The sequence below is a fragment of the Neobacillus sp. PS3-12 genome, from assembly GCF_030915385.1.
GTDB lineage: Bacteria > Bacillota > Bacilli > Bacillales > Cytobacillaceae > JAEVLT01.
Genome location: NZ_CP133268.1, coordinates 88,208 through 114,770, shown reverse-complemented (window position 1 = coordinate 114,770; position 26,563 = coordinate 88,208). Strand labels below are relative to the sequence as shown.

Below are 26,563 nucleotides of genomic sequence, written 5' to 3'. Positions count from 1 at the left end.
TATGATAATTCATAGGCGGAGAATTTCTGACTAGTGTACTATTGAGAAAGCTAAGAAGCAGAGATAAGCGAAGAAATTCCGATTAACTACTCTAAATAAGGCAAAATCCAAAGAAAAAAGATACCATCAATTCTGTAAAACACAGTGTCTAAACGATAGGAAGGCAATAGCAATAATTACAGTTAATACAAATTAAATAAGATCGAATAAGCAGGGGACTCAATCCATTAAAACGAGTCTCCCTTTTTTTGATCATAACATTAATACAAGGTTAATTGTCCTCAAGAGCAGTCTTCCAAATTTGGGCCAGTATATGCTATATTTATTGAACAGTTAAATATTAAGTATGGTGAACCGAATCATAAGTAAATGCGGAAATTTAGATCTCCACTCCACCTTTTTATTAAAAAATTTTTACATAGGATGATAAGATGAAAACAGAAGTCACTTTAAAGGTAAAGAGCAAGTTTGTAAATAAATATAAAAGCGGTTATCCGCTCATATCAAAGGAAGCCATATTTAACTTGAACGAAGCTGCTGAAGAAGGAACCATTATCCGGCTCGTTGATGAAAAGAAAAACTTCATAGCAAAAGGTTATTTTGGTAAACAAAATAAAGGTTATGGATGGGTTCTTAGCAGAAACGAAAATGAACAGATCGACCAAAGGTTTTTTTCGAATAAAATGAAGGATGCGTTTAAATATCGAGAGCCATTCTTTAATAGTGCGGATACCAATGCCTTCAGAATAGTGAATGGCGAGGGCGATGGCTTAGGCGGATTAACCATTGACTATTTTGCTGGCTACTATTTAATCAACTGGTACAACATAGGAATTTACAACTTTCGGGATTATATTATAAATGCCCTGAAAGAATTGGATGATTTTAAAGGAATTTATCAAAAGAAAAGATTTGATGCTAACGGGAAATATATTGAAGATGATGATTTTGTAATTGGAGAAAGAGGAACATTCCCGCTTATCGTGAAAGAAAATGGAGTAAACTTTGCAGTTTACTTAAATGAAAGTGCGATGGTCGGTGTGTTTTTAGATCAAAGAGATGTAAGAAAAAGAATTAGGGATGCATATGCGGACGGAAAAAATGTACTAAACACCTTTTCATACACAGGAGCATTTTCGGTGTTTGCTGCCTTAGGAGGCGCTAAAACGACAAGTGTGGATTTAGCCAATAGAAGCTTGAGCAAGACCATTGAGCAGTTTCGTTTGAACAATCTAGATATTGAATCACAGGATATCATTGTTGAAGATGTATTCCATTACTTTAAGTATGCGGTAAAACATCAGCTAAGCTTCGATATGGTCATACTCGACCCACCAAGCTTCGCAAGGTCTAAAAAAATCGTATTTAGCGCTGAAAAGGACTACAAAAATCTTTTAAAGGAAGCTATTGCTATTACAAAAGATCAGGGGATCATTGTAGCGTCCACCAATTCAAGCGCTTTTAATATGAATAAATTTAAAAGTTTTATTGATCAGGCATTTAAGGAAACCAACAGAAAATATCAGCTAGTTGAAGAATTTTCCCTTCCCAAAGACTTTAAATCAATAAAGGAATTCCCTGAAGGCAACTATCTTAAGGTTGTGTTTATAAAGAATTTGCCGAAAGATTAAGGCAAGTGATATCAATCCAGGAAAGCAAGTATGGTGAAATTTCCATAGTTGCTTTTTAATTTATTATTGTTTCTTATTCAGTAAATAGGCCATTTAGTTGAATAAAGACAATATCGACTTGACAAAAAAAGTCTAATGAAGCTATACTCTTAATTCTATTTAGTCTAATCAGACCTTGGCAAACAAAGAAAGAAGGTTTTTCTATGAAATCTATATTATTAATCGGACAATCAAATATGGCAGGCAGAGGATTTATTGAGGATGTACCGCCGATTTATAATGAGCACATAAAAATGTTGCGAAACGGTAGATGGCAAATGATGGCGGAACCACTTAATTTTGATCGTCACGTATCTGGTGTTGGGCAGGCAGCCTCTTTTGCACAGGCTTGGACAGAGGATCATCCGGGCGAGTACATTGGGGTAATAACATGTGCCGAGGGAGGAAGCTCTATTGATGAGTGGACAATTGATGGACAATTAACAAGACATGCGATTTCTGAAGCAAAATTCGCTATGGAAACAAGTGAAATAGTGGGAATTCTGTGGCATCAAGGAGAAAGCGACAGTTACGGAGAACGTTATAAGACGTATGAAGATAAATTGCTTTCATTATTTAAGCACTTGAGAGAAGAATTGAATGTACCAGAAATACCGATTATGATCGGTGAGTTGGGTCATTACCTTGGAGAGGTCGGATTTGGAAAAAGCGCTGTAGAATATAAACAAATAAACCAGATATTATCTAAAGTTGCTCATACCGATAAAAATTGCTATTTTGTAACATCAAAAGGCTTAACAGCAAATCCAGATGGCATTCATATTGATGCGATCTCCCAAAGAAAATTTGGATTAAGATACTATGAAGCTTTTTCAAAACAAAAGCATGTTTTAGATATTTTGGACATAGAGCATGAATGGATTGAAAAGGTGGCAAAACGTGAACTAACTAAAAATGAACGTATATTTGTTCAAAGTACGAAGTTTGCCTTAGGACAATTGAGTTTTGAGGAGTTTTCTATTAATATCTCTAATATTAATGGAAGTAAGTAAAGTAAAACAAGTGGGGAAGAACCCTTGCTAAACAAGGATTCTTCCCCATTTTTTACCTTCTCTTTGAAATAGCTTTAACAAGAATTTGGAAAGTTACCGCTTAGAAAGTTGAGGAAACTGCGTGAAATCAGGGTTGTCGGTCACAAAAAGTTATTAATTTTTTGTAAAAAAATAGGACACGATGCATTTCTTTTCAAATGGTTAAATTAATGTTATGATTGTGTTGCTTTAAAAATAAATCGTAATGAGGTGAGGATAATGTTAACAAAAAAATATACGTCTTATCCTCATATTGCTATTTAGTTATTTTTTTACGAATATATATTAATTAGGCTCTGAGGGTAGAATTCACTCTCAGAGCTTTTATTTTTAGGCAGAAGGAACGTTTAAGCGTTCTTGCCGATTATGACAGCCACTTATGGAGTGGCTGTTATTTTTTTTAGGACAAAAGGTTGGTCAAGGTAACAATAGTGGTTTTACTTTGAAATTGGTTAGGGTTTAATCCTTTTTCTTATAAATTGATCTGTGCTCTATTAGGGGGAATATGCAATGAACTTTAATTACTTAGGATGGCATTCATTTTACACTGAAAATTTCAAACAGTGCCGGTTTATGTTAGGGCAGGCTCAAAGCTGGAGATTAGGGATCGATCCGTTTCGTCGTTACCTTGTTCCAAAGGATAAAGGGCCCCCTTCTTGAGATGTCGTTTCAACTTTTGTAGATTTTCCCGTTATTCACTGCTTTCCAAATATGAAAGGATGATATTTTATTAAAAGACTAGCTCAATATTTTCGCTCATTACAATCCGGACAGTCATCTTACAGTATGATTTATGAAGACCCAATCTATTGGAATAATGATGTCGCCTATTACATTGAACGGACACATAAACTCACACAGGATAAACCATGTATCACCATAAAAATACCTTTTGACCGTCTCGGCTTAGATGAACATATAGATCAAGTTGTTCTCTCAGATTTTGCATTTAGAGAATGGGTTAATCATATTGATGCATTAAACGAATTGATTTATAACCGGTCACGTTCTGATAAAGAAAATGGTGCTTTTTATTGTTTTCATCCAACCAATGTGGTGTTGAAACGTAATGCATCCTTTGTCGAAGTCCTCTCGGAAAAATGGTATTTATGCTTCATGATTACAGTTCAACTTCCATTCAAGAATAATGATAAAGCAATAAGAATGCTTTGCAAAATGCTTCCAAAAGAAGTGGAGGAGTTTATTGCCAAGTTTGATCTCATCAAATTGAATGCTGCCTGTGAATTGGTAAAAAAACAAAATATGATTCGCAAATGGCTGAAATCCAGTGATTATTGTGCGTTTATTGCGAATGGCAGCATTTTGCCAAGAAATAAAGACAATAGCGGGCCACTAGAGGGTGCAATGCCTTTTACATCCCCGGAAGATGTTGAAGTTGAAATTTGTGGTTTGCGAGGAATGGGAATAAAACAGGGTGTGACGGTCATCACCGGAGGTGGCTATTCGGGCAAAAGCACAATGCTGGATGCACTAAATTCTGGTATTTACAATCACATCAAAGAAGACGGACGAGAATTTGTGATTACAGATCAAAGTGCAATGGAAATATCTGCAGAGGAAGGCCGTTCAGTAAGAAATATCAATATTACGCCTTTCATCAAATGGATACCCAATAGTTCGGCTGAACAGTTTTCGACTGACTACGCCTCAGGTTCCACCTCCCAAGCCGCAAATATTATGGAGGCAATCAACTTCGGGTGTAAGCTTCTTCTTATTGATGAAGACAGAAGTGCGACCAATTTTATGATTCAAGATAGCAAAATGCGTTCATTAATCAAGCATGAACCCATTACACCTTTTACGGAACGTGTCAGGGAGCTTTATGAGGCTGTTGGCGTATCTTCCGTTCTTGTCATTGGAGGCAGCGGTGAATTTTTATCCGTTGCCGATCAAATTATCCTGATGGACAACTTTGTGCCCAAAAACGTAACCCAGGAAGCAAAAAGTTTATGTGAACACGACAAACAACATGAACGTATCCCACATACGAAATGGGAGATAGAAAGAAAAATAACCACCGATCACTTTTCGAGCTATCCACAGGACAGTGGTACAGAGAAGCTGATGGTTTCGCCCATGGGATACATGATGATAGGTGATGAACAAATTGACATAAGAGGTCTTTACAATATCACATCACATGCTCAGCTAGCAGCTATTGCCTTTTTAATTCGAAAAATAGCTATAAGTAATCAAGATTGCGTCATCTTTCTTCATGAAAAGATCAAAAAAGCTCTCGAAGATATGGAGAGAGAAGGAGTGGATATTGTATTTTCCTCCTTTTTTCCAGGTTTCGAAAGATGGCTTGAATTGCCTAGAATTAATGAAGTATTAGCTGTCATAAATCGAATGAAACATTTGAATTTTATTCAGCTTGAGCCCTCTGAACACCTCTAATTACGACATAAATATTGATTATCTTGATAATCAAATAGTTAAGTTAAAGGGTGCAATTCTGCAGCAACAAGAATTGTGCTCTTTCTTGAGGTTAAGGGTCATATTCTTGAATAACTTGTTTATAGAAAATTTATTATAGGGCAAAGGGATTGTAGAGATTTTCACTCAAACAAACAGGGCCAGGTATTTTAATAAAAATTTAGTAATATGAAACAAACTGTGAAGGTATGAAATGTTCTTTAATTTTATCATAACTCCATACCATTGCAGATATTGGAGTAAGGGCAATAGTAACTAACCTTGAGATTGTGTGAAGATCTTTTCCTAGTTCTTTCACCGTTAGCTGCAGTCCATCTTTGTATACTTCAGGAATAATTTCTTTTGTAGTTTCTAAAGTAGTTGTAGTTAGTAATTGGTTGTCTGGATCCATAGCATCACCTCCTCTCTATCGTGATATTATCATAAAATTTTGTAATTAGAGGGTGGATATTTTTAACTTAATAAGTATTATCTTAGAATTATTTGGTTTAAGCTGGTTGCTTCTATATAATTAAGGCAGGTTTAGTTGGTGGTAGGGTTTTAGCTGAACGAAAAGATGAAGCAGGTGAAAGCTTGAAATTGTTTGGAGAAATTGAAAAGACAATCGGCTAAAAGGTAACAGATAGTGAAAAAACATTGGAATTTACTTAGATAATAAAAAAGTAATGTGAGGGAGTGTTATGCGATTTGGAGCCTTTTTGATGGATGTTTTCTTCTTGTTTTTGGTAATTGTTTATTTTGTTAGAACTTTTTTAAAGGTTTCAAAAAAGCGTGAGATTAAGCAGTATATGACATATTAAAATAATTATAGATATCAGTGGAATTTAAAAAAGATGACCCCTGCTCAATACAGAGTTCATCTTGTTAAAAATGCCTAGGCTTTTTTAAAATGTCCTTTACAAGGGGTACACTTTACACCTCATTCCGATGCCTTTCAGTTTGATATCAGGAGCTTTAACAATAAGGATTAATGCAGTTTAATAAAAAATGAATAAGGTTATTGACAAATAAATTTGTGAGTATTATTATTATCTCAGATTCAAGATATTTTAATTCAAGATTATTTGAGAAGGTGAACTAAATGGAGAGGAAATGCAATAATCTACCCTTTCTGGTATTAATGCAAACCTCTAAAGCCATTCATGAGAGAATAAAAGAAGAAATGGCAAAAAACAAGTTAAGTATTACGGAATTTTCTGTTTTAGAGGTACTTTACCAAAAAGGTAAACAAACGATTCAGCAGATTGGAAATTGTATATTAATCTCCAGTGGTTCGATGACCTATGTTATAGATAAGCTAGAACAAAGAGGTTTAATAAGCTGTAATGCCTGTCCAGATGACCGCCGAGTGATACACGTAACACTAACTGGTGACGGAAATCGATTGATGAACGATATCATGCCGAAATATCATGAGTTCGTTCATCACATGTTTGGCTCACTAGATTCTGTTGAGGGCGAGACATTGGTGCAGTTTTAAAAAAAAGTAAGGAATAAAGTTTAAACTAGCATTTTTATAAAATTAATATCTCGAATTCGAGGGAAATATTCAGGAGGAATTTTAGATGATAAATATTGGTTTATTTATAATTCGTGTGGTAATTGGAGTATTATTTATCGGCCACGGTGCTCAAAAATTGTTTGGTTGGTTCGGCGGCTACGGATTAAAAGGAACTGGTGGATGGTTTGAATCCATTGGCATGAAACCAGGAGTAACAATGGCCCTTTTGGCAGGATTAGCAGAATTTATTGGTGGACTTTTGTTCGCTTTAGGACTGTTAACTCCACTTGCAGGAATTTTGATTGCTGGAACTATGTTAATGGCAATTATTAAAGTGCATGCTCCTAATGGATTATGGGCAACAGCAAATGGTTACGAATATAACCTGACCTTGCTTGCAGTTGCTATTGGGATTGCGTTAATTGGCCCTGGTCAATATGCGTTAGATGCTCTTTTATTCTAAAATATCTCAGATTAAGAATCCTTAAATTAAGAGTAATTTCATTCGATTGTAATTAATGCGTAAGAACAAAATAAGGTATCAAGTTTATTTAAATTAAAAGGAGCGTTGAAAAATGAGTAAGCAAACAATGGGTATTCACCATATCACAGCAATTGTCGGCCATCCACAAGAGAATGTAGATTTCTACGCTGGAGTTTTGGGATTACGTTTGGTTAAGCAAACAGTCAATTTTGATGATCCAGGTACTTATCACCTTTATTTCGGTAATGAAGGCGGAAAGCCAGGGACAATTATTACATTCTTTCCTTGGCCAGGAGCCGAGCAAGGAACCATTGGAGATGGTCAAGTCGGGGTTACTTCTTATGTAGTCCCGAAAGGTGCCATGGGGTTTTGGCAAAAAAGACTAGAAAGATTCAATGTTCCTTATACAATCATGGAACGCTTTGGTGAGCAATATTTGAAATTTGATGATCCACACGGGCTACACTTGGAAATTGTTGAAAGAGAAGAAGGAGAAGTCAATACTTGGACATTCGGTGGTGTAACACCAGATGTTGCTATTAAAGGTTTTGGCGGAGCCACTCTATTATCGACCCAACCACACAATACGGCAGATTTGTTAGAAAAAGTTATGGGACTTGAATTCATTGGAGAAGATGAGGGCTTCATCCGTTTCCGTTCTTCAGCCGACATTGGAAACGTAATCGACCTAAAATTAACTCCAATTGGTCGAGGACAAATGGGTGTTGGTACAGTACACCACATAGCATGGCGTGCTAAAGATAATCAGGACCAATTAGATTGGAAAAAGTTTGTTCGAGCAAATGGATATGGCGTTACACCAGTACAAGATCGAAACTACTTTAATGCTATTTACTTCAGAGAACATGGAGAAATACTGTTTGAAATTGCTACTGATCCTCCAGGATTTGCTCATGATGAATCCGTAGCGACTATGGGTGAAAAACTGATGTTGCCATCACAGTATGAACCTCGTAGGGCAAAAATTGAAGCAGTATTATTACCGTTTGAAGTAAGAGAACTAGACTGATTTTATGAAAGTGGGCGATTTCATTGCTTTCTATTGATCCAGCCTCAATATCTGAAAGAGATAACTATAAATTTCTCATAGGTAGCATTATCCCAAGACCAATTGCTTTTGTTACAACTAAATCTAAAGAAGGTGTGATAAACGGCGCACCCTTTAGTTACTTTAATATCGTGTCATCCAATCCCCCGATGATTTCATTATCCATTCAACGGGCATCGGGGAAACGAAAGGATACTGCAAGAAACATCATCGAGTCAAAGGAATTTGTTGTTCATATCGTGGATGAACAAAATGTTAAAAAAATCAATAAAACAGCTGCAAGCCTTCCCCCTAATCAAAGTGAGATTGACTTGGCAAGCTTAACTACAGTGGAAAGTGTAAAAATTGCCGTTCCTGGAGTTAAGGAGGCGAAAATCAGAATGGAATGTTTATTAGAGCATTCTCTAGAGTTAGACGGCTTGGATACTCCAGGGTGCGATCTGATTATAGGAAAAATCGTTCAATTCCATATAGAAAGCGATATTTATGAAAATGGAAGAATTGATCCAAGGGGCTTAGCTGCTGTAAGTCGATTGGCTGGGAATAATTACGCCAAAATTGGTGAGATTTTCGAAATTGAAAGACCCAAGTAACCATTGAAAAAATGGAGGTAGAAACATGCAAAAAACAGCTGGTATTCATCATATCTCAGCAATGGTAAATGATGCACAAAGAAATATTAACTTTTATGCAGGTGTACTTGGTTTAAGGCTTGTTAAAAAAACGATAAATTTTGACCGCCCAGAAGTGTATCACCTTTATTTTGGGAATGAAACAGGTCAACCAGGAACTGTTATCACTTTTTTCCCATGGGCTAAACAGCTAAAAGGTCGAATTGGAACAGGTCAGGTTGGTGTAACCAGTTATGTTATACCGAAGGGTGCGGTTTCATTTTGGGAGAATCGACTACGAAAATTTGGTGTGGAGTTTACTTCATCCACTCGCTTTGGTGAAAAATATATTAAATTTAACGACCCTGACGGACTTCAACTCGAACTGGCGGAGCGAGATGATGGACCAATGAATACTTGGAACTTTGGTGGAGTTGAATCCGAAAATGCGATTAAAGGATTTGGCGGTGCTGTTCTGTTTTCGGCCCAGCCACATAGGACAACGGATGTTCTAGAAAATATTTTAGGGTTAGAATGCATTGGTCAAGATAATGAATTTTTAAGATTTAAATCTGAAGGAAACATTGGAAACACCATTGATATTCACTTAAATCCTTCAGTTCGAGGGCTAATGGGGGCAGGAACAGTTCACCATATAGCATGGAGGGCAAAGGATGAAGAGGAACACAAAAGGTGGAGAACACTTCTTGTTGAAAAAGGCTATTACCCGACTGAGATTCTTGACCGAAACTATTTCAAAGCCCTTTATTTTCATGAACAAGGGGGAATTCTCTTCGAAATAGCAACCGACCCACCAGGTTTTGCAGTAGATGAACCTCCCGACGAACTCGGAACTAAACTCATGCTTCCATCTTGGTTAGAGTCAAAAAGAGAAGAATTAGAAGAAGCCTTGCCACCTGTTGAGGTACGGTTTTTGGAGGAAGATAAATAATGAAACATATTTTCAATAAGGGGCAAGATCCAAAAAAACCAACATTTTTATTACTTCATGGTACTGGCGGTAATGAATTAGACTTATTACCTCTTGCCGGAAGAATGGATGATGAGGCCTCTGTCTTAAGTGTTCGAGGAAATGTATTAGAAAATGGAATGCCTCGATTCTTCCGAAGATTGGCTGAGGGAGTATTTGATATAGAAGACCTTATTTTCCGTACAAAAGAATTAAATGAGTTTCTTGACGAAGCAGCGGAAAAGTATGGTTTTGACCGAAATAATATTATCGCCATTGGCTACTCAAATGGGGCCAATATAGCTGCCAGTTTATTATTCCACTATCAAAATGCTTTAAAGGGTGCCATTCTTCATCATCCAATGGTTCCAAGAAAAGGAATTGATCTTCCTGATTTATCTGGTAAGAATGTGTTTATTGCAGCTGGAACAAATGATCCAATTTGCTCGCCAATGGAATCTGCTGAATTAGAATCTTTATTAAAAAACGCTAATGCGAAAGTTGAAATTCATTGGGAAAATAGAGGTCATCAATTAACCATGGAAGAAGTGAAAGCCGCTGCAAATTGGTATCAAGAACTTTATAAGTAACATGGGGGTAATTTGAAATGCTATTGATTCGTCATTCGATCGGGAGCCGCCTACTTTGCCAAACTGAACTTTATACGATTGAAGATAAAGGTGGACATTGGGAGATTAGTCTGCCAGTTGATGAAGATATGTCCTCAAAGATTTTGAATTTTAAGCATATGTTAAATGTATTTCAGGTAAATGAAACGGAAAAGACCTGGTATTACTCTTCTGATGTACAAGTAAATTATCAACCTAATGAAAAACAATTAGTGATACTGGCTGACCATAAAACGGTATATCCAACAAGATAGGTTAACAATTATTTTTGAAAGGAGAAATTAAAAATGTTTGAGGTAATCGTTACAGTTAATTATAAAGGTAAGAATTATCAAACCAATGTCCTTGCTAATAAAGGAATGACTTGTGAAAAAATTATGCACTTAGCCGAAAAGCAAGTGATTAAACAATGGAGTAAATAGAGTACATTGTCATCAAATGGGATATTGAAAATGAACTTAGGAGAGAAATTTTATGCTAAAAAAAATCGAAAGTAGCAAAATGGGTTCAAGTGATATTGGATGGTTAAAGAGTAAATTTCATTTTTCATTCGCTGAGTACTATAATCCTGACAATATCCAATTCGGTGTGTTACGAGTAATCAACGATGATTTGGTTGAAGTGAAAAAAGGATTTGGTGTACATCCTCATAGGGATATGGAGATTATATCGTACGTTGTCAATGGGGAATTAACACATGGTGATAGTATGGGAAACAATAACACTGTAACTCGTGGCCAAGTTCAATACATGAGTGCTGGAACAGGCGTGCTTCATAGTGAGTATAACTTAGGAGAAGAAACACTTAGGTTTTTGCAAATTTGGATTTTGCCTGTAAGAAATGGGCTTGAGCCAAACTACGGTGATTATAGATTCAATTGGGAAGACAGAAAGAATAACTGGTTGCATATGGTATCAGGTTTAAACGGAAATGCCCCAATCAAAATTAATCAGGATGCAAACATTTTTTCTTTGGAATTGGACAAAGGAAATGAGATTACCTTCCCTGTAAAAGAAGGCAGGCAGGCTTATTTAGTTCAAATAGAAGGTACTTCTGTAATTAATGATATTGAGTTGTCTGATAGAGATGGAATGGAGATTGTTGAAGAAGATATTCAAATTAAAGCTGTAGAAACGTCACATATCTTAATTATAGAAATGAAAAAAGAATAGTGAATAAATAAATTATGAAGATAGAAATAATAGGTGGTGTAATAAATGAGTTTCTTATCTAAACTATTTGGAAATTCATCTGACAAGGAGACTAAAACATTGGCAAATTTTTTATAGTTCAACAGGTGAAATTATCAACTAACACAGTGGGCATCGAAAGGGGCAAAAGAAGCTGGAGCTGATGTTAAGGTCTTAAAAGTCCCCGAATTAGCTCTACAATATGTTATTGATTCAAATCCTGCATGGAAGCATTATTCCGAGGAAGTTGCAGTATGTGTTCCAACTGTTTCACTAGAAGATTTAGAATGGGCAGACGCAATTATTTTTAGCGTACCAACAAGATTCGGAAATATGCCTTCTCAGATGAAGCAATTCTTAAATACTACAGGTGGGCTGTGGTTCAATGGAAAACTTGTAAATAAAGTAGTAAGTGCTATGATTTCTGCCCAAAACCCTCATGGTGGTTAAGAGACAACCATTTTGTCATTATATACAACGATGTACCAATGGGGAGCTATTGTTGCCACTCCAGGATATACTGATCCAGTAATTTTCGGAGCAGGAGGAAAGCCTTATGGAACAAGTGTAACTGTTGACCAGAATGGCAAAATGGTTGAGGATTTTTCTGTTGTTCAAGCCGCTGTAAAGCACCAAACAAAACGCACAGTTACAGTTGCGGAATGGGTGGAGGAAGGGAATATATAAAGTTATAGAGTTAATCTACAAGTTAGATATTCACCTTTTTATATTTTGTTTCCATATATAAGAGCTTAATTTTGAACAATAATTATAAAATTAAAATACGGTTAAAGGAGCAAATATATGTTTAATAATAAGAAAATGGCATTCGCTTTAGGAATGCTAATTATTCCATGGATAACTGTACCTTTTCTTGGGAAAAAATCATTTTTTAGGTTTTTGCCTGTAGCAAGCTTTACAAATTTATTCATAAGTATGTTTAGTGTCATTGCTAATAAGAGAAAATGGTGGGAAAATAAAAATCCTGTATCTCCTGGTCTTGTTGATTTTACATATATATTGGGTCCTTTTTTTGTAGCCACACTTTGGATATTTAAACTGACATATGGCAATTTCCTCAAATATTTTGTTACAAATGCAGTTTTGGATGTAATTTGTGCTTATCCTTTTGCCGAAATATGGGAAAAAGTAGGAGTATTTAAATTGAAAAAATTAAGTCATACCATGTGGTATGTGTTTTGTATTTCTTTAGCAGTAATTATTTATGGGTTTCAGAAATTAGTGGAAAAATCGATTAAAGACACAAACTGACCCGCATCATAAAGGTTGATATTGAATGAAAAAGACAACTAAGCTGGAAGCAATCATTATACTGGGTACAATATTTTTTACTCTTTTCCAATCTACTTATTGGTTTGCAGCTGCTGGATGGGTTTTTATTATAAATACCACAATTTAAATAATCAATGATGATTTTTTTTACAAATTTTGCAAATATTATTGATAAATAAACAAAGATTGTGAAATGTTGTACTTAAACTATCGGGGGCTTTTGTTCAATAAGGCATTTTAAATTTTTAGGTGTAAGAATAACTCCATAAACCAGAGAAATGGCGTGCCAAAACTGATGTCAGATCGCACGCCATTTTCATTGCCATTTATACGAAATGCAACTCAAAACGGATTAAACGGGATGGCTTTTTTCGATTTTTTAATCAAATCTTTAAGATGCTTTTCGTTTTGCTTAATACCCGACTATCATTCATTCGTAATCTTTGGGGTATAAGGTTGTTCCATACCATAGATACCGTCCTTGGTTACGGTATTGGTCACCTTTAGGATCAATATCTGCATCCACTAAGTCTTCATGACTAAAGAACGCTGTTGGAACGATCACCGTATTTATCATTCTTGGAACATATTTAGTTGGGGGTCATCTGGAAGTGGGGTTAGGTTACTCGGTGGATGGATGTCCACTTCAATCATGTCTGCATGTCTGAAAAAGACAGTAGGATCAGCAACTGATAATGTTACACCGCCAGGGGGTGATGTACCAGCGATTACCTCCACACTGAGTTGGTTTTTCAGCTCATCTCGACCGATATTTCCAAAAAATGAAAATCGAATAAAAAATCCAGCAGGGTTCCCAGTATTAAGAGGCTTAAAGCTGTGTGCAGGAACGATGACTTTAAATAAATGGGGGGCTCAATCTCTTTTTGAGGTCCCATAGTAGTAACAGGGAATTGGGTTCTTTCCCCGAGTAAATACGTAGTGAGTGGTTTATCGGTTGGATTTTTCCAGAGAATAAACAACGTGTTGTTGGGGCTGCCACTTTGGTTAGTCAATGGAACCAAAAATGCTCCAGTCGTTATTGCCTTCATTCAATCACTTCCTTTTCATATACTTGCTTATTATATGCATGGTGGTACAAGCTGTGTAGGACACCTATCAAGGTGTTATAAAATAATATAGGAATCTACTTGGCATTGGCACGTTCGACATCATCTTGCACCTATTATTTCATTGTGTAATCAGCAAGGTTCTGGCTTCCTTTTGCAAAAAAATCCAAATTTTTACAACGAAAACAAAAATGCAATCAGATTATTTTCATTTAGTCACAGTTTTTCTCTATAATTCAAGTGCAGGTTGTAAATTGGTTCTGTTAGCGATTTCAATGAAAGTATTTAATAGGTAACTGCACGTTTTTTTCAAGGAGGTAAAACATGGATTACATTTCACCGAAAGAAGCGTTGTTAAAGGTGAAAGGGTGGCCAAAAGATGCCATTGCGGCAGGATGTCGTCATACCGTTGGTCTTAAAGCGGACGGCACGGTGATTGCTGTGGGTGATAACAAATATGGCCAATGTGATGTGAGTGGCTGGTGCGATATGGTGGCGGTTGCAGCGGGTAATGTTCATATGGCAACGAACACGGGTAATGCTCATACAATCGGTCTTAAAACGGACGGTACTGTGGCGGCATTGGGTTGGAATAAGCATGACCAATGCGATGTAAACGATTGGTGCGATATTGTAGCGATTGCGGCGGGTTGGTGTCGTAGCATTGGTCTAAAAGCGGATGGCACCGTGGCAGCAGTGGGCCGAAATAATGAAGGTGAATGCAATGTAAGCGGTTGGCATGATATTGTGGTGGTTGCGGCGGGTGACTGGCATACCATAGGTCTTAAAGCGGACGGCACGGTGATGGCCGTAGGTAATAACCGATATCGCCAATGCAATGTAAGCGACTGGTGTGATATTGTGGCAGTCGGTGCGGGTTATCTTCATACCATCGGTCTTAAAGCAGACGGAACGGTGACGGCAGTGGGTTTGAATAAACATAACCAATGCGATGTATGCGGCTGGCGCGGTATTGTGGCAATTGCGGTGGGTAGTAATCATACCATCGGCCTTAAAGCGGATGGTACTGTGGAGGCTGTGGGTTGGAATGAGTATGGTCAATGTAATGTAAGTGATTGGTGCGATATTGTAGCGATTGCGGCGGGTTGTGCTCATTCCATCGGCCTTAAAGCGGATGGCACGGTGGTTGCTGTGGGTGATAATGAATATGGACAATGCGATGTAAGCGGCTGGTGCGAGATCCAACTACCCGGAAATTAGTTTTAAATACAATAAGCCAGAGAATCTCTACCCCTGTTAATGAGCAGCATTGCAATAGAAATATGGCTATTTCACTATAGGGAGTTTTAACGAAGAAACAAAAAAGCCCATTTTCTCTATTTTAATATACAGAGAGTTGGGCTTTTTAATAATGAAAATTCCTCAATGATGTAAATTCGCATGTTCTTGATGGCACCCCACATAACAACCAGATACTTTTCTTGCTTTAGCTGCTAATTAAATCTCAATCATCTTGATCGTTGTAAAGATCTCCTCCTCTGCTGATGTAAAGTTCCATTCGTTTGGATAGTAGCCTAACGGATTGCATATTATTTCAATTCCTTTATATTGATCATGGTATCGTTTATGTATATGTCCAAAAATGTATTTTTTAACACTATATTTTACCGCCAATTCTCCAAAGCGTGAGCTGCCCATCATCGCATTGAAAAAATCCCAACTAGGGTCATCCTTACATAACACATACTGCGAGAAGGGCACAACATGTGTGACCATAATGATATTTTTTTGCGATACTCATTCAACCAGCCTTCAATTTTTGCAACATAACGTTTCGTCTCTTCATAGTCATGTCCCGACCAGTGAGCGTAAATTTTATCTGGCCAAGTGAAGTCATTGAAGGTGCCAAGTGTAAATTGTTCTTCAGTATATCCCGTGATCCCAAACGTGTAATCATACCAGCCACCATCACCAATAACAACCCAGTTTTCATCTAATTCTACTGGACCATTCCCGAGGTTACCTGGAAATTTTAGCAGTATTTCGTAAGCAGATTTTGAATCCTTATGATAGATATCGTGGTTTCCATGCACAAATAAAAACTTGATTTGTGGGAATTCACTTTGTAGCTGATTCAATAAGGCAAGGCTTTTTTCGGGACCAGCAGTCATGTCACCACCAATGATAAATACCTCTGGCAAATGGGATGCAATCCATCTTTTTAACAGAGCCATGATATCAGTCTGTGTATTTTTGCGATTTAAACCTTCATGAATATCTGACAAAACGGCAATTCTCATTCAATCCCTCCTCATAAAAATGAAAACAGATTAGCAAAATTACAATGGAACATCTATACTCTTTATTCTAGTGCAGAAAAGTCGCTTATTTCAATGCAAAAGTGGTATAAATTTGTTGCTTTCTGCAATAAAGAGATGATACTTCAGCTAACAGCTTAGTTAAAGAAAGCCAATCTTATTAACTGACTCGAAGGGACATTTAATTTTAGATGATTTGCTAATCATGGATTCAAAATTGAGATGGATGCTATTGCCTATATTTAGGTATATTTTTTTACCTGTTTTGTATAAAAAAGTCTAATTTATAGAAAAAATTATCCAAAAGGATTGATCAATGATGGAACAATTTATTTGTAACAGTTGCGGCAAAAAGTATGATGTACTAATGCTAAACCAGCTAATAGTTTGTCGACATTTTTCAATAAAAAGTTTAATAATTGCATGATTTACATAAAAAGTGCATGCCAAATAACCTTCCTTTACTTACCTTTGGGAAGGTGTTTTTTTTACGCATAAATCCAGCGGTAGAGCTTATTAACACCTCAAAGAAACACACGTCCTATCGAGAGGGGGTTGATGAAGACGATAGACGTAAACCGGAAGCCTGTAAAACAAAGAATTAATAAGCAGCAGAAAAATAATAGTCCGCTGCTTTCTTAAATAAAGAGGGCGAAGAATGGGCTCAAACAAAACCTTCATAATTGACATGACAGTTTTAAAAGTAGGGCATACTTCTATTGATACTGATACCGATCTTATACTCAACAATTATCTTTCGTTCCAGAGATTAACTATCCACCAAATCATTATTAGAAATCACAAATATAAGTATTAATTGGAAGTATTAATAATAATATTTACAGTTATATAAAATCGGTTAGGAGGAGAAGTGGAGAATTCCCACTCCTCCTTACTTAAAACCCACCTAACTATTTGTAGCTTTTTTTCTACGGAAAAAGCGTACTGCGCCTAAAATGGCGAAGTAGACTATCCACAAAAAAATGGCAACCAGCACAGGTGCAGCATTATGAATTTGGTATGCCCAAAGAACATCATAAATGCTAACAATGCACAAGCACGCAGCTACCAAATAAAACAAAGCTTCAACAAAAATTCGCCCAACACCCATTGCATTACCCTCCTTATAAAATATTGGTACACGCATTCATAAATATGCTGTTCATATCGGAAATTTGTCCATTTAACAAAAAAACCTTGGAAATGCTCAAAGCAATAACATCGTGTAAAAAAATTCACATAATTAGGCAAATATATGTGTGTGATTTTTTACAATATTAACAACTTCTAGGTGATTTCTTCGGTATAAAAACGGGTTCAGAATAAAGCATAAATATATGTACAAATTATTTGAGATGAAGACCATTATTATTTTTGACAATTATGAAAGGAGAAGGTTAGCCATGCAGTCTCGAAAATGGCAATTAACACTTCAAAGCTTAAGCCTTGTTGTCGGGTTTATGTGTTGGGTGATTCTTTCATCTTTAATGTCCAAAATCAAGTTGGATATTCCACTGACTCCTAATCAAACAGCCTTAGTAACAGCCATTCCCGTCATTTTAGGTTCCATATTAAGAATTCCCTTAGGATATTGGACCAACCGGTTGGTGCAAGAAATATGTTTTTTATTAGCTTTCTAATTTTAATTTTTCCAGTTTTTTATTTAAGTCGTGCAAATTCCTATGCAGATTTAATTACGGGTGGGTTATTGCTTGGGGTTGGGGGAGCTGTGTTTTCCATCGGGGTTACTTCATTGCCAAAGTATTATCCAAAGGAACGTCATGGTTTTGTAAATGGGATTTATGGTGCTGGAAATATTGGTACCGCGATAACGTCATTTTGTGCTCCCGTTTTAACAAATGCTTTGGGTTGGCAGAATACAGTTCTATTATTTTTAATACCTGTTATTTTATTTGCCCTGTTAAATTTCTTAACTGGTGATCGAAAAGAACAAAAAGTGAATAAGCCATTAATGGGACAAATCAAAAGTGTATACAAAAATGAAAAGCTTTGGTTTTTAAGTTTATTTTATTTCATAACATTCGGTTCATTTGTTGCGTTCACTGTATATCTTCCTAATTTTTTAGTTTCAAACTTTAAATTAACAACCGTTGATGCAGGTCTTAGAACAGCTGGATTTATCACATTAGCAACACTGCTTCGACCAATAGGAGGGTGGCTCGGTGATAAAATTAATCCATTTAAAATTTTATTCTTTGTTTTCAACGGACTAGCCTTTTCCGGAGTTTTACTTTCTTTTACTCCCAACATAACCTTATATACAATCGGGTGTCTATTAGTTGCCATTTGTGCAGGTATTGGTAATGGAACGATCTTTAAATTGGTTCCTTATTATTTTTCAAAACAGGCAGGAATTGCAAATGGAATAGTTTCCGCAATGGGAGGGCTTGGGGGATTCTTCCCACCGCTTGTATTATCAATCGTCTTTGGAATGACAGGACAATACGCAATCGGTTTTATGTCGCTTGCGATGTTCTCTCTTACAAGTTTTGTCATTGTTGTTTGGATGTTTTACCTTGATAAGTTAAATTTGGAAACAAGGATTTTAGAAAATATTGGACAAAGCATGATGGTCACTAACACTCACGGAATCATTGAAAAAGTAAACCGTTCGTTTACAAAAGTAACTGGTTATGATGCGGAAGAGATAATTGGAAAAAATCCTAATGTATTACAATCGGGGAGACATGACCAGAATTTTTATCAAAAGATGTGGCAATCCATTAAAAGCGAGGGATATTGGCAAGGAAATATTTGGAATAAGCGGAAAAATGGAGAGATCTATCCAGAATGGCTTACGATCAGTGAAGTGAGAAATGATGCTGGGGAATTAAAGTATTATATAGGATTATTAAGTGATGTCAGTGAAAAATGAGTAAAAGCAAAAAATCTCAGATTATTATATCGGAATTTAACATTTATACTAATACAGTCCTTCTCAGAATGAAAAGGGCTGTTTTCTTTTGTTTTTTTGTCACGAAGTGTTCAAATCTTTTCGACTAATTTGTGAACAGATTCATAAAGAACTCCAAATATAAAATTTATGAATTTATACTTACAATGTAAATAAGTTGATTATCTTGTTAAATGAAAGTTGCGAGCTTCAGGTACACTCAGTTAACAAGCATGGTGGTACTTTTACAAGAATATGAGAGCTTTTAACAGTAAATATACATTTTAGAAGGTTGGGTCTTATACGATGAACATTATTAACACACTTTTTGAAAAGAATATGGAGATTACGGCCGCTGTCTGTGCAGTAACTATGTTTGGAGGCTTGATGGTTTTCAGACACAAATTTATCTCATTTCTGACATGGTTTATGGAACTTGCTTTGACAATTGCATACTACCCATTTAGTAAAGTTCTTCGTAAGAAGACAAGTCCAATAACAAGTTTTGAAATGAATAATAGGAACCTTCACTCAATAGAACCAAACCGATATTATAGCACGCTAAAAACAAAGGTTTGGCCTGAAGGTTGGGATAAAGATTTAGCTAAAGAGGTATCAAGTATTGTATTGTTCAAGACTCCAACAGTATTTGTTGAAGGATTCGATTACAGTTATGATGAAATGCTTAAACAACAAAACCCGTGGATGGCGGAGAAGTAAGTCTTTTATGAAACAATTTTTGTAAAATATATTGTATATCAAATTGTGAGGGTACAACAGACGTTGTACCCTTATCTGTTTATTTTGAGAACACATATTACTATCAAAAAATAACCCTGAAAACGTTAAACATATTGCTAACTGAAATTTGATATTTACGTATTTGTACACATATGAAAGAGCAAGAATGAATGCTTTCTAAAGATTTCTCTCTAACAAAAATCCAACTTGTTCTGCCATGACACGGGGCGGATAAGGCATCCCATTTGTAATCCACCATTCCACTATTCCTACGTACGAGGTCACAATAAATTGAAGAATAACATCTTCATTTAAACCTTGATTTTTTCCTTTTGCAACATCCACTTCATCTTTAAACTCTTCTATAAGAAACTTAAGGAACTGACTACGAAAAGAAGGAGCCCCCTTACTTGCTAACATCGTTGAAAAGAATAAATAATGACTTTCAATGTATTCGAACCATGGCAGATTAGCATCTATAAAATCCAATTCAGAGGCTGATTCGCAAATGGCTTGCATTTCATTGATATGATCTGCAATGAGCTTATCCAACAAATCATATTTATCCAAATAATGAAGATAAATAGTTCCTCGGCTAACATTTGCCTTGTCGGAAATATCTTGAATCTTAATGTCATCAAAACTTTTTTCAGACATCAGCTCAACCACAGCATTTTTTATGGCTTGTTGAGATTTGAGTATTCTCCTATCTACTTTTGCCATGATAAGATTCACCAGACTTCCATAATAATAAACAATTTTAATTGATTTGTTCACTAATGAACAAAATTTGGTCTTTTAACAATTGTAAACTCCCTATTTCTATTTATAATTATATACAGATGTTCATTAATGTATAGATGTTTTAATAGACAGTTTTTATTTAATTGTACATAAATGGACAATCCTCAATCATTTAACCATTTTAAGAATTTTGTTTCTGTTAATACTAAAAGTTGGTATAGATATTCGAAAGCGAGGAGAAACGAAATGGAATACGTGAAACTTGGAAATACTGGCTTGGATGTATCTCGGCTTTGTCTCGGATGCATGGGTTTTGGTGAGAAGGAACGTTGGGTTCACCCTTGGGTAATTGATGAAGAGAGTAGTCGGTCTGTCATCAAAAAAGCCCTTGATTTAGGAATTAATTTCTTTGATACAGCGAATGTCTATTCCGATGGAACAAGTGAGGAATTTGTTGGACGTGCGCTTAAGGATTTTGCAAACCGAGATGAGGTTGTCCTTGCCACTAAGGTTTATTTTCCGCTTGGTAAAGATTTAAACAGGAAAGGACCCAACAGCAGAGGTCTCTCCCGAAAGCATATTATGAGCGAAATTGACAAGAGTCTTAAACGCTTGGGAACAGATTATGTAGACCTTTATATCATCCACCGTTGGGATTATGACACACCGATCGAAGAGACAATGGAAGCATTACATGATGTTGTGAAAGCTGGTAAAGCACGATATATTGGTGCTTCCGCCATGTATGCCTGGCAGTTCCTAAAAGCATTGAATGTGGCAGAGAAAAATGGATGGACACGGTTTGTATCGATGCAGAACCACCTCAATCTCTTGTATCGTGAAGAAGAACGAGAAATGTTACCGCTATGTAAGGAGGAGAAAATCGGAGTGACTCCATACAGCCCACTTGCTTCAGGTAGATTGACGCGTGATTGGTCAGAAACAACACTTCGTTCCGAAACCGACCAAACGCAGAGATCAAAGTACGATGCCACTGCAAGCACTGACCGATTAATTGCAGAGCGGGTTGCAGAGCTGGCTGAAAAACACGGTGTCCTTCGTTCACAAATCTCAATTGCTTGGTTGTTACAGAAAGAATCGGTGACATCACCGATTATCGGGGCAACGAAAATATCCCATCTTGAAGATGCCGTCGGAGCCCTAACCATAACATTAACACCTGATGAAATTGCGTACTTAGAAGAACCGTATGTTCCGCACCCAGTAGTTGGTGCACTGTAAATAGATGAAATTTTTCCAGGAGCAGGGTTTTTACACTCTGCTCTTAAAGTCATTGATGAATTTGAGCAATGAATAATTTTCATGACATTAATCAAGTAGAAGGTGCAACTTTGTGAATTTTTGTACTTAAACGGAGGGTGGGTTTGTTTAATAAGAAGTGTTGGGGGGATTTCTTACATGGCCAAGTTACGATATATGTTTGCCAAGTTCAGAAAGAGAATCTTCAGAATAACGTACATTCAAAAAGAGATTAATTATCTTTTGCAAGAAAACCCATTCTTACTTGGCTTCTTTTAAGAATGGGTTTTCTTGCTAGCCTTATTCTGTTGGGGTATATAATTTGTAGTTACACCTAACATAGTAAAACGCAGCACTGGTTTCTACAATCACCAATTACACGAATGATTTTGCTTTTCTCTTTTTCCCTTGCCTCTGGATACATCGATTTTCAATTATTACTTTAAATATAACTTAGTAGGATACGCTCCGCTAAAACAGGCAATACATCGGCGACTAGTTTCTGCAAGATCTACATCGACCGCCTCCAATAAACCTTCAGTGCTTAAAAACGCTAAAGAATCGGCTCCAATCGCTTCCCCCATTGCTTGTTCATGTTCATGTTTGTTAGCAAATAACTCCTCTTTAGTCGGCATGTCTATCCCATAAAAGCAAGGATTTTTTACCATGGGTGAAGTAATTCTGACATGGACTTCCTTAGCACCTGCTTGCCGAATCAGTTCCACAATGCGTTTGCTTGTTGTTCCCCGAACAATGGAATCATCGACAAGGACCACTTTTTTATTTTCAAGTATTTCTTGTACGCCGCTTAATTTGAGACGGACTGCTAAATCGCGTAATTCTTGTGTCGGTTCAATAAATGATCTGCCGGCATATGGATTTTTGATGATCCCCATTTCATAGGGGATTCCCGATTCTTGGGCATACCCCAGTGCGGCAGGGACGCTCGATTCAGGTACTGCCACGACAACATCAGCTTGTACGGGATGCTCTTTTGCTAGAATTTGTCCTAATTCCTTTCTAATGGCTAAGACACTTCTGCCATGAATGACACTATCAGGGCGGGCAAAATAAACAAATTCAAAGGAACAAAGGGAAACCTCTCCTTTTGCGGCAAAGCGACCTGTTTGTATACCTTTTTCGTCAATAAGAAGCCATTCGCCCGGTTCAACGTCCCTCCAAAACGTTGCATTAACGGCATTTAGAGCACATGTTTCCGAGGCTGCCACGATTGAATCCCCAATTTTCCCAAGGCTTAGCGGCCGCAATCCCTGCCGATCTAAAGCAACCAACATCTGCTTTTCTGTCATAATTAAGAGTGCGAATGAACCGTCAAGCATCTTTAGAACTTCAGGGGCCGCCTGCGAAAAATACTTTTTGCTTGAACGGGCGATTAAGTGAGCGATAATTTCCGTATCAGTTGTAGTCTGAAAAATCGCCCCTTGCTGATGCAAGACTTTCCGTTCGATATTTGCATTTACAAGGTTTCCGTTATGGGCTACTGCCAAATCGCCCTCGCTGTATTTAAAAACGAGAGGCTGTGCGTTTTGTATCGAACTTGCTCCCGAAGTGGAGTATCGTACATGACCAATTGCCATATTTCCGTTTAGTCCATTAAGGATATCTCTGGAAAATACCTGTGTGACTAACCCCATTCCTCGGTGATGTCGAAAGGTTTTCCCATCACTTACTACAATTCCTGCACTCTCTTGACCGCGATGCTGTAAGGCATGTAGGCCGTAATAGGTTAAGTCAGCAGCTTTGGAGTGATTAAAGACTCCAAATACTCCGCATTTCTCTCGCATTTCTAATTCCATTTTTTCATCCTCCCGTACAAAATCATTTTATTATTTTTGTCGAAAGAATCATTTCTATCCTTTTTTCAATAAAACGATAAAAGTTTTTAACAGTTTAAAAGTAAAATACTAACACTTGGAACTTTGGCTTTTTATATGTTTTTTTACTAAAATTTTAAAATTGATGTAAGATGTAATAGTGCTATAAAAGCCATTTTTCTATGGAGGAGAATTAATTGAAAAAATCAATGAAGCAAATTTCTGTTATAGCAATACTTATGCTAAGCATTCTGGCTGGGTGCAGTAATGCTAATGTGACATCCACACATAATGCTGCATCAAAAGCTATTTCAGATACAAAAACAGCAGTAACAAAGGAAACTTCGAGTACGGCAGCAACAGAAAACACAACAACAAATACAACAGCAGACCAAAGCCAACCGACAAACACCGATATTTATAATCAATTAACCAATTTAAATTTTGACGGTAAAAACCAAGTTGTCGCAGTTAACCAGAACCGTACAACTTTTACAGCAGATGACCTTAGTTTAAGCAAAGGAAACTGGGAAACCTTTTCTAATCTAGATCCATACAATCGGGTTGGAGTTGCAAACGCTATGTTGCATAAATCAATGATGCCAACAGCAAAGCGAGAACCACTTTATGTTAAACCAACTGGCTGGCACAACAAACAAATAACTGTAAATGGGAAGCGGGAATGGCTGTACAATCGTAGCCATCTGATCGGATATCAATTCACCGGACAAAACAACAATATGAAAAATCTAATGACAGGTACCAGAAGTTTAAATGACCCTGGTATGTTAATTTATGAGGATGAGGTGGCGAAGTATCTTAAAACAACCGATAATCACGTAAGGTACCAGGTTGAGCCGATCTTCAGAGGAAATGAATTAGTCGCTCGCGGAGTGCACATGCAAGCCAAGAGTGTTGAGGATAATCAATTAGAATTTAACGTTTATATCTTTAATGTTGAGGGTGGCGTAGTGATAAACTATGGAGACGGCACATCAACGTTACAATAAAGTCGTTGTATGAATGTTAGGGCAGAGGAAGGTTGAAGGTTTCATGACTAAACATAACGATTTTCCAATTAATTAGCATAGACATTATGTAAATATAATTTATAATGATGACAAGTACTTTCTAAGTTGAAAGAACTGGAGGTGTTCATTATTGAAACAAATTCCAGTGCTTTTTTTATTTTATTACCCATTAATTATGGGTGTTATTTGGTCAATTGGAGGAGTCATCTTTTTTTTCAGGAGAGAAAAAAATACTTCAAATAAGATACCAATATTAGATGAAATGCCTTTTGTTTCGATTTTGGTCCCTGCTTATAACGAAGAAAAGACTATCGAAGAGACCGTACATCATTGTGCTAGTTTAAACTACCCCAATTATGAAATTATTGTGATCAATGACGGGAGCAAAGACAACACCGTTCATATATTAAAAGAGCTTTTAAGCAAATATTCGAACTTACGAGTCGTAAATGTGAAAGAAAACAAGGGAAAGGCTAATGCCTTAAAGCAAGGAGTTCTTGTTGCAAAAGGAGAATATATCGCAGCTATTGATAGCGATGCTTTGCTTGATAAGGATGCATTACTCTACATTATGCCTCATTTCATTGTTCCGAAATATGGTGAGAGGGTAGGGGCGGTTACAGGAAATCCAAGAATTAGAAATAGGTCAAATCTTTTATCAAAAATCCAACTTGCAGAATACGCCAGTATTATTGGGTTAATTAAAAGAACACAGAGAATTCTAGGCAAAGTAATGACTGTCTCAGGCGTATTTGTTGTCTTTAGGAAAAAGGCTTTAATGGATGTTGGTTTATGGGATACAGACTTAATCACAGATGATATTGGAATTACGTGGAAACTCCAACGCAGGTTTTGGGATGTTCGGTATGAACCAAGAGCTTTATGTTGGATGTTAGTTCCGGAAACATTAAAAGGAATCTGGAAACAACGGTCTAGATGGGCTCAAGGTGGAATGGAAGTTGTCCTTCGTCATAAAGACATCTTTTTAGATTGGAGGCAACGTCGCTTATTTCCGGTATACATGGAGCAAGTGCTAAGTATTTTATGGGCTTATACTTGGTTTTTTACAACATTGGTGACCATTTATAAATTTTTATTCACACATGAATTTACATCTCCAATACTCTGGATTGGCAATTATCTTTCCGTCATCTGTATAATACAGTTTTTAGTTGCACTAACAATTGAAAGACGTTATGAAAAAGACATCTTAAAGTATTTAATATGGACCATTTGGTATCCTCTAATCTATTGGCATATAGCTGCATTATTAGTTGTTTTCTCATTGCCTCATGCTGTAAAAATTTTAAGAAAGTCAAAAAATGAGTTTGCTACATGGGAAAGTCCGGATCGAGGAGTGCATCTCTAAAAGTTCTAGGAGTAATATGATGATAATTCAAAGTGAAAAGAAAACAAAAAGAAAGATTTTTGAAGCTGTTACCACTGCTATCGGATGGATATTTTTAGTTTTGTTTTTATTTATGCTGGGGTCTCATTTAGAATGGAAAATAAATAGAAATATTTACGCTTTATCATTGGTGAATTCTAGTATCATTATTTTAGTTACAGTTATAGTAATTATAATTTCGTTCCTAGTTTTAACCTTATGGGGGATATATAATAAGCGAAGGTTTGGAAAACTTTTTCGCCGTTCTTTCCCAATTCCCACTGAAATTGAGGAAATAGCTGATTATTATTCCCTTTCTACTATTGAGGTTTTACAATTGCAACAAAAAAACTACGTTGAAAGATAAATAACCAATAC

Annotated in this window: 28 protein-coding genes and 3 pseudogenes; 24 read left to right on the top strand and 7 right to left on the bottom strand. The window is 36.5% G+C overall.

All coding sequences use genetic code 11. The features are described from left to right. The first annotated feature begins 431 nt into the window (after positions 1-431). The 3 genes from RCG17_RS00645 to RCG17_RS00635 all read left to right on the top strand — a co-directional run bounded on the left by RCG17_RS00645 (position 432) and on the right by RCG17_RS00635 (position 5,140). Positions 432-1,631 carry a class I SAM-dependent rRNA methyltransferase gene (locus tag RCG17_RS00645; protein ID WP_308173386.1) on the top strand — a complete coding sequence of 400 codons (1,200 nt, stop codon included), beginning with the start codon at positions 432-434 and terminating at the stop codon, positions 1,629-1,631. A gap of 203 nt (positions 1,632-1,834) precedes the next feature. Continuing rightward, positions 1,835-2,683, top strand: coding sequence for a sialate O-acetylesterase (locus tag RCG17_RS00640; RefSeq protein ID WP_308173385.1), 849 nt, complete (start codon positions 1,835-1,837; stop codon positions 2,681-2,683). Between the two features lie 825 nt (positions 2,684-3,508). Beyond that, positions 3,509-5,140: a P-loop domain-containing protein gene (locus RCG17_RS00635; RefSeq protein ID WP_308173384.1), complete on the top strand. Its 1,632-nt coding sequence runs from the start codon at positions 3,509-3,511 to the stop codon at positions 5,138-5,140. Between the two features lie 199 nt (positions 5,141-5,339). On the opposite strand, the gene RCG17_RS00630 is transcribed toward RCG17_RS00635, so the two are convergent. Next, complete coding sequence (locus tag RCG17_RS00630) at positions 5,340-5,570, bottom strand: hypothetical protein (protein ID WP_308173383.1); 231 nt, start codon at positions 5,568-5,570, stop codon at positions 5,340-5,342. 376 nt (positions 5,571-5,946) lie between these two features. Here RCG17_RS00630 and RCG17_RS00625 point away from each other — a divergent pair. The 12 genes and pseudogenes from RCG17_RS00625 to RCG17_RS00570 all read left to right on the top strand — a co-directional run. Beyond that, positions 5,947-6,057: pseudogene (locus tag RCG17_RS00625) on the top strand (IS3 family transposase); the annotation flags it as partial. A gap of 203 nt (positions 6,058-6,260) precedes the next feature. Further along, a complete protein-coding gene (locus RCG17_RS00620) occupies positions 6,261-6,659 on the top strand; it encodes a MarR family winged helix-turn-helix transcriptional regulator (protein ID WP_308173382.1) in 399 nt (132 codons plus the stop codon). A gap of 85 nt (positions 6,660-6,744) precedes the next feature. Then, positions 6,745-7,143, top strand: a complete 399-nt coding sequence (locus RCG17_RS00615; RefSeq protein WP_308173381.1) for a DoxX family protein — start codon at positions 6,745-6,747, stop codon at positions 7,141-7,143. A gap of 112 nt (positions 7,144-7,255) precedes the next feature. Beyond that, positions 7,256-8,194 carry a ring-cleaving dioxygenase gene (locus RCG17_RS00610; protein WP_308173380.1) on the top strand — a complete coding sequence of 313 codons (939 nt, stop codon included), beginning with the start codon at positions 7,256-7,258 and terminating at the stop codon, positions 8,192-8,194. A gap of 23 nt (positions 8,195-8,217) precedes the next feature. Further along, positions 8,218-8,826: a flavin reductase family protein gene (locus tag RCG17_RS00605; protein WP_308173379.1), complete on the top strand. Its 609-nt coding sequence runs from the start codon at positions 8,218-8,220 to the stop codon at positions 8,824-8,826. A 25-nt stretch (positions 8,827-8,851) separates the two neighbouring features. Beyond that, positions 8,852-9,796 carry a ring-cleaving dioxygenase gene (locus RCG17_RS00600; protein WP_308173378.1) on the top strand — a complete coding sequence of 315 codons (945 nt, stop codon included), beginning with the start codon at positions 8,852-8,854 and terminating at the stop codon, positions 9,794-9,796. Then, on the top strand, positions 9,796-10,404 hold the full coding sequence (locus tag RCG17_RS00595) for an alpha/beta hydrolase (protein ID WP_308173377.1): 609 nt from the start codon (positions 9,796-9,798) through the stop codon (positions 10,402-10,404). Before RCG17_RS00600 ends, RCG17_RS00595 begins: the two co-directional genes overlap by 1 nt. Before the next feature lie 17 nt (positions 10,405-10,421). After that, positions 10,422-10,697 (top strand): hypothetical protein, encoded by a 276-nt coding sequence (locus tag RCG17_RS00590; protein ID WP_308173376.1) that lies wholly within the window; start codon positions 10,422-10,424, stop codon positions 10,695-10,697. Positions 10,698-10,730: 33 nt separating this feature from the next. After that, complete coding sequence (locus RCG17_RS00585) at positions 10,731-10,865, top strand: BA3454 family stress response protein (protein ID WP_308173375.1); 135 nt, start codon at positions 10,731-10,733, stop codon at positions 10,863-10,865. Between the two features lie 52 nt (positions 10,866-10,917). Next, a complete protein-coding gene (locus RCG17_RS00580) occupies positions 10,918-11,616 on the top strand; it encodes a pirin family protein (protein WP_308173374.1) in 699 nt (232 codons plus the stop codon). 45 nt (positions 11,617-11,661) lie between these two features. Further along, a pseudogene (locus RCG17_RS00575) lies at positions 11,662-12,321 on the top strand (NAD(P)H-dependent oxidoreductase). Positions 12,322-12,438: 117 nt separating this feature from the next. After that, positions 12,439-12,906, top strand: a complete 468-nt coding sequence (locus RCG17_RS00570) for a hypothetical protein (RefSeq protein WP_308173373.1) — start codon at positions 12,439-12,441, stop codon at positions 12,904-12,906. A 451-nt stretch (positions 12,907-13,357) separates the two neighbouring features. Here the strand turns inward: RCG17_RS00570 and RCG17_RS00565 are convergent, their stop codons facing one another. Further along, positions 13,358-13,492, bottom strand: a complete 135-nt coding sequence (locus RCG17_RS00565) for a hypothetical protein (protein WP_308173372.1) — start codon at positions 13,490-13,492, stop codon at positions 13,358-13,360. 72 nt (positions 13,493-13,564) lie between these two features. On the opposite strand from RCG17_RS00565, the gene RCG17_RS00560 reads away from it, so the two are divergent. Continuing rightward, on the top strand, positions 13,565-13,825 hold the full coding sequence (locus RCG17_RS00560; protein WP_308173371.1) for a hypothetical protein: 261 nt from the start codon (positions 13,565-13,567) through the stop codon (positions 13,823-13,825). 493 nt (positions 13,826-14,318) lie between these two features. Further along, complete coding sequence (locus tag RCG17_RS00555; protein ID WP_308173370.1) at positions 14,319-15,215, top strand: RCC1 domain-containing protein; 897 nt, start codon at positions 14,319-14,321, stop codon at positions 15,213-15,215. Positions 15,216-15,452: 237 nt separating this feature from the next. On the opposite strand, the gene RCG17_RS00550 is transcribed toward RCG17_RS00555, so the two are convergent. The 3 genes from RCG17_RS00550 to RCG17_RS00540 all read right to left on the bottom strand — a co-directional run bounded on the left by RCG17_RS00550 (position 15,453) and on the right by RCG17_RS00540 (position 17,384). Further along, positions 15,453-15,656, bottom strand: a complete 204-nt coding sequence (locus RCG17_RS00550; protein ID WP_308173369.1) for a hypothetical protein — start codon at positions 15,654-15,656, stop codon at positions 15,453-15,455. Beyond that, positions 15,653-16,255 (bottom strand): metallophosphoesterase, encoded by a 603-nt coding sequence (locus tag RCG17_RS00545; protein ID WP_308173368.1) that lies wholly within the window; start codon positions 16,253-16,255, stop codon positions 15,653-15,655. Before RCG17_RS00545 ends, RCG17_RS00550 begins: the two co-directional genes overlap by 4 nt. 925 nt (positions 16,256-17,180) lie before the next feature. After that, positions 17,181-17,384, bottom strand: coding sequence for a hypothetical protein (locus tag RCG17_RS00540; RefSeq protein ID WP_308173367.1), 204 nt, complete (start codon positions 17,382-17,384; stop codon positions 17,181-17,183). Between the two features lie 292 nt (positions 17,385-17,676). On the opposite strand from RCG17_RS00540, the pseudogene RCG17_RS00535 reads away from it, so the two are divergent. The 3 genes and pseudogenes from RCG17_RS00535 to RCG17_RS00525 all read left to right on the top strand — a co-directional run. Continuing rightward, positions 17,677-18,821, top strand: a pseudogene (locus tag RCG17_RS00535) (nitrate/nitrite transporter); the annotation flags it as partial. Beyond that, a complete protein-coding gene (locus RCG17_RS00530) occupies positions 18,801-19,169 on the top strand; it encodes a PAS domain-containing protein (RefSeq protein ID WP_308175732.1) in 369 nt (122 codons plus the stop codon). The pseudogene RCG17_RS00535 and the gene RCG17_RS00530, both read left to right, overlap by 21 nt. A gap of 324 nt (positions 19,170-19,493) precedes the next feature. Further along, positions 19,494-19,907 carry a hypothetical protein gene (locus RCG17_RS00525; RefSeq protein ID WP_308173366.1) on the top strand — a complete coding sequence of 138 codons (414 nt, stop codon included), beginning with the start codon at positions 19,494-19,496 and terminating at the stop codon, positions 19,905-19,907. Positions 19,908-20,105: 198 nt separating this feature from the next. On the opposite strand, the gene RCG17_RS00520 is transcribed toward RCG17_RS00525, so the two are convergent. Then, a complete protein-coding gene (locus tag RCG17_RS00520; RefSeq protein ID WP_308173365.1) occupies positions 20,106-20,651 on the bottom strand; it encodes a TetR/AcrR family transcriptional regulator in 546 nt (181 codons plus the stop codon). 267 nt (positions 20,652-20,918) lie between these two features. Between RCG17_RS00520 and RCG17_RS00515 the strand changes: the two genes are divergently transcribed. Continuing rightward, entirely contained in the window at positions 20,919-21,914 is a 996-nt protein-coding gene (locus tag RCG17_RS00515; RefSeq protein ID WP_308173364.1) for an aldo/keto reductase, read from the top strand. 455 nt (positions 21,915-22,369) lie between these two features. Here the strand turns inward: RCG17_RS00515 and purF are convergent, their stop codons facing one another. Beyond that, the gene (purF, locus tag RCG17_RS00510) at positions 22,370-23,749 is read right to left on the bottom strand and encodes an amidophosphoribosyltransferase (RefSeq protein WP_308173363.1); all 1,380 of its coding nucleotides are present in this window, start codon (positions 23,747-23,749) and stop codon (positions 22,370-22,372) included. 215 nt (positions 23,750-23,964) lie between these two features. Here purF and RCG17_RS00505 point away from each other — a divergent pair, with 215 nt between their 5' ends. From RCG17_RS00505 to pgaD, 3 genes are all read left to right on the top strand, one after another. After that, positions 23,965-24,777, top strand: coding sequence for a DNA/RNA non-specific endonuclease (locus tag RCG17_RS00505; protein WP_308173362.1), 813 nt, complete (start codon positions 23,965-23,967; stop codon positions 24,775-24,777). A gap of 151 nt (positions 24,778-24,928) precedes the next feature. Then, positions 24,929-26,167 carry a poly-beta-1,6-N-acetyl-D-glucosamine synthase gene (gene pgaC / locus RCG17_RS00500; RefSeq protein ID WP_308173361.1) on the top strand — a complete coding sequence of 413 codons (1,239 nt, stop codon included), beginning with the start codon at positions 24,929-24,931 and terminating at the stop codon, positions 26,165-26,167. 19 nt (positions 26,168-26,186) lie between these two features. After that, positions 26,187-26,552 (top strand): poly-beta-1,6-N-acetyl-D-glucosamine biosynthesis protein PgaD, encoded by a 366-nt coding sequence (gene pgaD / locus RCG17_RS00495; RefSeq protein ID WP_308173360.1) that lies wholly within the window; start codon positions 26,187-26,189, stop codon positions 26,550-26,552. Positions 26,553-26,563: the final 11 nt, after the last annotated feature.

Coding starts and splice junctions, on each gene's coding strand:
- RCG17_RS00645 (WP_308173386.1), top strand. CDS start 432: ATGAAAACAGAAGTCACTTTAAAGGTAAAGAGCAAGTTTGTAAATAAA.
- RCG17_RS00640 (WP_308173385.1), top strand. CDS start 1,835: ATGAAATCTATATTATTAATCGGACAATCAAATATGGCAGGCAGAGGA.
- RCG17_RS00635 (WP_308173384.1), top strand. CDS start 3,509: ATGATTTATGAAGACCCAATCTATTGGAATAATGATGTCGCCTATTAC.
- RCG17_RS00630 (WP_308173383.1), bottom strand. CDS start 5,570: ATGGATCCAGACAACCAATTACTAACTACAACTACTTTAGAAACTACA.
- RCG17_RS00620 (WP_308173382.1), top strand. CDS start 6,261: ATGGAGAGGAAATGCAATAATCTACCCTTTCTGGTATTAATGCAAACC.
- RCG17_RS00615 (WP_308173381.1), top strand. CDS start 6,745: ATGATAAATATTGGTTTATTTATAATTCGTGTGGTAATTGGAGTATTA.
- RCG17_RS00610 (WP_308173380.1), top strand. CDS start 7,256: ATGAGTAAGCAAACAATGGGTATTCACCATATCACAGCAATTGTCGGC.
- RCG17_RS00600 (WP_308173378.1), top strand. CDS start 8,852: ATGCAAAAAACAGCTGGTATTCATCATATCTCAGCAATGGTAAATGAT.
- RCG17_RS00595 (WP_308173377.1), top strand. CDS start 9,796: ATGAAACATATTTTCAATAAGGGGCAAGATCCAAAAAAACCAACATTT.
- RCG17_RS00590 (WP_308173376.1), top strand. CDS start 10,422: ATGCTATTGATTCGTCATTCGATCGGGAGCCGCCTACTTTGCCAAACT.
- RCG17_RS00585 (WP_308173375.1), top strand. CDS start 10,731: ATGTTTGAGGTAATCGTTACAGTTAATTATAAAGGTAAGAATTATCAA.
- RCG17_RS00580 (WP_308173374.1), top strand. CDS start 10,918: ATGCTAAAAAAAATCGAAAGTAGCAAAATGGGTTCAAGTGATATTGGA.
- RCG17_RS00570 (WP_308173373.1), top strand. CDS start 12,439: ATGTTTAATAATAAGAAAATGGCATTCGCTTTAGGAATGCTAATTATT.
- RCG17_RS00560 (WP_308173371.1), top strand. CDS start 13,565: ATGTCCACTTCAATCATGTCTGCATGTCTGAAAAAGACAGTAGGATCA.
- RCG17_RS00555 (WP_308173370.1), top strand. CDS start 14,319: ATGGATTACATTTCACCGAAAGAAGCGTTGTTAAAGGTGAAAGGGTGG.
- RCG17_RS00550 (WP_308173369.1), bottom strand. CDS start 15,656: ATGATGGGCAGCTCACGCTTTGGAGAATTGGCGGTAAAATATAGTGTT.
- RCG17_RS00545 (WP_308173368.1), bottom strand. CDS start 16,255: ATGAGAATTGCCGTTTTGTCAGATATTCATGAAGGTTTAAATCGCAAA.
- RCG17_RS00540 (WP_308173367.1), bottom strand. CDS start 17,384: ATGGGTGTTGGGCGAATTTTTGTTGAAGCTTTGTTTTATTTGGTAGCT.
- RCG17_RS00530 (WP_308175732.1), top strand. CDS start 18,801: ATGTTTTACCTTGATAAGTTAAATTTGGAAACAAGGATTTTAGAAAAT.
- RCG17_RS00525 (WP_308173366.1), top strand. CDS start 19,494: ATGAACATTATTAACACACTTTTTGAAAAGAATATGGAGATTACGGCC.
- RCG17_RS00520 (WP_308173365.1), bottom strand. CDS start 20,651: ATGGCAAAAGTAGATAGGAGAATACTCAAATCTCAACAAGCCATAAAA.
- RCG17_RS00515 (WP_308173364.1), top strand. CDS start 20,919: ATGGAATACGTGAAACTTGGAAATACTGGCTTGGATGTATCTCGGCTT.
- purF (WP_308173363.1), bottom strand. CDS start 23,749: ATGGAATTAGAAATGCGAGAGAAATGCGGAGTATTTGGAGTCTTTAAT.
- pgaD (WP_308173360.1), top strand. CDS start 26,187: ATGATAATTCAAAGTGAAAAGAAAACAAAAAGAAAGATTTTTGAAGCT.